Source organism: Kingella sp. (in: b-proteobacteria) (assembly GCF_030527935.1).
In the GTDB taxonomy this organism is placed as follows: Bacteria; Pseudomonadota; Gammaproteobacteria; order Burkholderiales; family Neisseriaceae; genus Kingella_B.
Genome location: NZ_JAUMZV010000067.1, coordinates 1 through 4,405, shown reverse-complemented (window position 1 = coordinate 4,405; position 4,405 = coordinate 1). Strand labels below are relative to the sequence as shown.

The following is a 4,405-nucleotide window of genomic DNA, read 5'->3' as shown; positions in this document are numbered from 1 at the left end:
AATGTCTTGGTGGGAATTTAGGGGATTTTGGGGAATTTTGCAAAGGTCTCAGCCTGAAAAAAAACCGCTTGGGTTAAACCAAACGATGTTTTTACTGGATAGATTGAATTTCAGGCGGCCTAACTCTCACACATGTTGAATACTTCTGCCTATTCCCCTACGTTGCAAGTTCACACTTTGGCGAAGCAAAATAAGTGCCCCGTCGGCACGAGACGCTTGGTTAAAGTTAAACAAAAAGCCAGCCACAAAGCCCCAACCCATTTTCAGGCTGCCTTAATCACACAAGGCAGCCTGAAACGCCATTTAGCTTAACCAATCTTGACCCCCTCTTCACACAAAGCCTAACATTGCCCACTTTCATTTCCCCCAACCCACCAACAAAGGAATCATCATGCACAAAATCGCATCCGCCATCATTGCCGCCGCCGTGTTCGCCAGCGCATCCGCCCAAGCACACGACAGCCACGCCGCCCCAGACGCTGCCAACCAACCCAGCAAAACGCCCGTGGAACGCAGCGTGCAAGTGTACAAAAAAGCCGAAATGCAAACATGGAACCGCAGCAAAGCCGCAGGCGGCGAAGGCGAGTTACTCGGCAAATTTGCCTACACCCGCCACCAAACCAACGACCAAGATGCCATCCGCGAAATCGGCTGGCTCACGCTGCCCGCAGGCGCATCCATCGGCTTGCATAAACACGAAAACAACGAAGACGTATATTTAATCGTTGAAGGCAAAGGCACGTTTATAGACGGCAACGGCAAGGAAACCCCCGTTGCCGCAGGCGATGTAACCATTGCTCGCCCTGGTCAATCGCACGCGCTGAAAAATACCAGCAAAAAACCGCTGGTGTTCATCAACTTTATCGGGCAGTTGCCCAGCCAAGCCGCGCCGAAATAAGGCAGCCTGAAAGGCTATCGCACAGCAAAAAGGCAGCCTGAAAACGCAACACAACGTTTTCAGGCTGCCTTAAGAACCTGTATTCACTATTTCCATAGGCATCTTTTATGGCATAAAAGCGCGGATACAAGGCAAAAAGCACAGCAAGGTTGGACACCTTGCGAGCATTTTTAACGCAGTAGCCGCGTTTTTAGGGCATAAAAGATGCCTATGAGAATAGTGAATACAGGTTCTAACTCTTTTCGATACAACGGCACGTTGCATGAAACCCAACACTACCTGCTACCTTAAATCTTGCACGCCCCGCCCGCGCAATCGTCTTCCATCTCCACCGCATCCACGCCGCCTTCCACCGCCATGCCGTCAAACTGGCTAAACAGGTTATCCAAGTCGTCAAAATCATCGTCCGCAGCGGGCACGTTTTGGTTTTCGTTCATGATTGTGTCTCCATAAAAAATCAATCGGATGGCGCAAATGGGGATGGCAGCCTGAAAAGCAAGACTTAATAGGCAGCCTAAAAACATAGGCAGCCTGAAACCCCCAAACCCGCTATAATTCCGCCTTTCCATTTTTTGCAACCAACACAAGCGAAACCATCATGCAAGAACTCTACCAACCCTCCGCCATCGAGCCCGCCGCGCAGCGGAAATGGGCGGCCGAACGCGCGTTCAATGTGTCCGAAGACGCTTCCAAACCCAAATTCTACTGCCTCTCCATGTTCCCCTATCCCAGCGGCAAGCTGCACATGGGGCATGTGCGCAACTACACCATTGGCGACGTGCGCAGCCGCTTCAAAAAAATGCAGGGGTTCAACGTGTTGCAGCCGATGGGTTGGGACGCGTTCGGCATGCCCGCCGAAAACGCGGCAATTAACCACCAAGTCGCGCCGTCCAAATGGACGTATGAAAACATTGCCTATATGCGCAAGCAGTTGCAGAGCTTGGGCTTTGCGCTGGATTGGGAGCGCGAAATCGCCACCTGCCACCCGGAATACTACCGCTGGGAGCAGCTCCTGTTTACCAAACTGTTTGAAAAGGGCATTGTGTACAAGAAGTTGGGCACGGTGAACTGGGACCCGATTGACCAGACCGTGCTGGCGAACGAGCAGGTGATTGATGGACGCGGCTGGCGTTCCGGCGCGCTGGTGGAAAAGCGCGAAATCCCGATGTACTACTTCAAAATCACCGATTACGCCGAGCAGCTGCTGGCGGATTTGGACGGTTTGGACTGGCCGGAGCAGGTGAAAACCATGCAGCGCAACTGGATTGGCAAATCGCGCGGCATGACCGTGCGTTTTCAGGTAGCCGCCGACAGCCGCGAAGGGCTGCCTGAAAGCCACCGCGAGTTTGTGCAGGTGTACACCACCCGCCCCGACACGCTGATGGGTGCGACGTATGTGGCCGTGGCCGCCGAGCATCCGCTGGCCGCCGCCGCAGCCGAAAAGCAGCCTGCACTGCAAGCGTTCATTGCCGAATGCAAGGCCGGCAGCGTGGCGGAAGCCGACATGGCGGCTATGGAGAAAAAAGGCATGCCCACCGGCCGCTTCGTCATCAACCCGCTCAACGGCGAGCGGCTGGAAGTGTGGGTGGCGAACTATGTGCTGTGGGGCTACGGCGACGGCGCGGTAATGGCCGTGCCCGCGCACGACGAGCGTGATTTCGCCTTTGCCAAACAATATCATCTGCCGATTAAACAAGTGATTAGCGTGGACGGCCAGCCGTTTGACGCGGCGCAATGGCAGGACTGGTATGCCGACAAGGAAAACGGCGTACTGGTAAACAGCAACGAATTCAACGGATTGAATTTTCAGGCTGCCTTCGATGCCATCGCCGCCAAGTTGCAGGCTGCTTCTGCGGGCGAGCCGAAAACGCAATACCGCCTGCGCGACTGGGGCATTTCGCGCCAACGTTATTGGGGCTGCCCCGTGCCGATTATCCATTGCGACCAATGCGGCGACGTGCCCGTACCAGAGCAAGATTTGCCCGTGGTGCTGCCTGAAAACGTCGTGCCTGACGGCGCAGGTTCGCCGCTGGCCAAAATGCCCGAATTTTACGAGACAAAATGTCCGAAATGCGGCGGCGCGGCCAAGCGCGAAACCGACACCATGGACACGTTTGTCGAATCGAGCTGGTACCAGTTCCGCTATATGTCGCCGCGCGACGACGCGCACATGGTCGCGCCCGAAGCCGCCGCGTATTGGGGGCAGGCCGACCAGTATATCGGCGGCATCGAACACGCCATCCTGCACCTGCTGTATGCCCGCTTCTTCACCAAACTGATGAATGACGAAGGCATCGTGTCCGTGCGCGAGCCGTTCAAACAACTGCTCACGCAGGGCATGGTGCTGGCGGCGACGTATTACCGAGAAAGCGCGGACGGCAAAAAAACCTGGTTCAACCCCGCCGAAGTGCGTGTGCAGACCGACGACAAAGGCCGCCCCGTGTCCGCCGTGCTGGAAGCGGACGGGCAGCCCGTGGTCATCGGCGGCGTGGAAAAAATGTCCAAATCCAAAAACAACGGCGTGGACCCGCAGCAAATCATCGATGCCTACGGCGCGGACACCGCCCGCCTGTTCATGATGTTCGCCAGCCCGCCCGAGCAGTCGTTGGAATGGTCGGATGCCGGCGTGGAAGGCGCGCACCGCTTCCTGCGCCGCCTGTGGCGCACCATGTACGAATTCGTGCAAAACGGCGGCAGCGGCGCGAGCAAGTTTTCAGGTAGCCAGGAAACCCTGTCCGGCAGTCTGAAAGACCTGCGCTTCAAGCTGCACAGCACCATCGCCAAAGTAACGGACGATTACGACCGCCGCCAGCAGTCCAACACCGCCATCGCCGCCGTGATGGAGCTGCTGAACCAATACGACAAAACCGATACTTCGGGCGAATACGGCCAAGCCGTCGCCCGCGAAGTGCTGGAAGCAGTTGTCCTGCTGCTGTCGCCCATCGTGCCGCACATCTGCGAAACCCTGTGGGGCGAACTGGCCGGCGGCAACCTGTGGCAGCAAAGCTGGCCTGCCGTGGACAACGCCGCGCTGGTGCAAACCGAGATAGAGATGATGGTGCAGGTAAACGGCAAACTGCGCGACAAAATTCTCGTTGCCGCCGATGCTTCGGAAGACGACATCCAAGCCGTCGCCTTGGCCAGCGCAGGCGCAATCAAGTTTATGGAAGGCAAAACGCCGAAGAAAGTGATTGTTGTACCCAAGCGGCTGGTGAATATTGTGGTGTGATTTTGTGATGTGGATGGGCAGCTTGAAAATGAGCGAAGCGAGTTTCAGCGAAGCTAAAACAACACAAAATATGTTTTCAGGCTGCCTTTGTTGCGTGGATTAGAATGCTTTGCTGCGCAACGCTTCATCGCTACAACCTGCCCTATTCACGCAACACGCCATTTCGCCAACGCAAAAGGCAGCCTGAAATCTAAAATGGAGCGGCGACGGCTCGTCGCCAAATAGAGACCTTTGCAAAATTCCCCAAAATCCCCTAAATTCCCACCAAGACATTTAGG

General features: G+C 55.8%; 4 protein-coding genes. 3 read left to right on the top strand and 1 reads right to left on the bottom strand.

Annotated features, from left to right (window positions below; all coding sequences use genetic code 11):
• Positions 1–135: 135 nt before the first annotated feature.
• Both Q4A85_RS13095 and Q4A85_RS13090 read left to right on the top strand, forming a co-directional pair.
• Complete coding sequence (locus Q4A85_RS13095; protein ID WP_303111056.1) at positions 136–312, top strand: hypothetical protein; 177 nt, start codon at positions 136–138, stop codon at positions 310–312.
• A 79-nt stretch (positions 313–391) separates the two neighbouring features.
• Entirely contained in the window at positions 392–898 is a 507-nt protein-coding gene (locus Q4A85_RS13090; RefSeq protein ID WP_303111055.1) for a cupin domain-containing protein, read from the top strand.
• A 287-nt stretch (positions 899–1,185) separates the two neighbouring features.
• Here Q4A85_RS13090 and Q4A85_RS13085 read toward each other — a convergent pair whose 3' ends face one another.
• On the bottom strand, positions 1,186–1,335 hold the full coding sequence (locus tag Q4A85_RS13085; RefSeq protein ID WP_303111054.1) for a hypothetical protein: 150 nt from the start codon (positions 1,333–1,335) through the stop codon (positions 1,186–1,188).
• A 161-nt stretch (positions 1,336–1,496) separates the two neighbouring features.
• Between Q4A85_RS13085 and leuS the strand changes: the two genes are divergently transcribed.
• Positions 1,497–4,127, top strand: a complete 2,631-nt coding sequence (gene leuS, locus Q4A85_RS13080; protein ID WP_303111052.1) for a leucine--tRNA ligase — start codon at positions 1,497–1,499, stop codon at positions 4,125–4,127.
• Positions 4,128–4,405 lie beyond the last annotated feature (278 nt).

Excerpts from the sequence above, each read along its gene's own strand:
- leuS (WP_303111052.1), top strand. The coding sequence starts at position 1,497 with ATGCAAGAACTCTACCAACCCTCCGCCATCGAGCCCGCCGCGCAGCGG.
- Q4A85_RS13085 (WP_303111054.1), bottom strand. The coding sequence starts at position 1,335 with ATGAACGAAAACCAAAACGTGCCCGCTGCGGACGATGATTTTGACGAC.
- Q4A85_RS13090 (WP_303111055.1), top strand. The coding sequence starts at position 392 with ATGCACAAAATCGCATCCGCCATCATTGCCGCCGCCGTGTTCGCCAGC.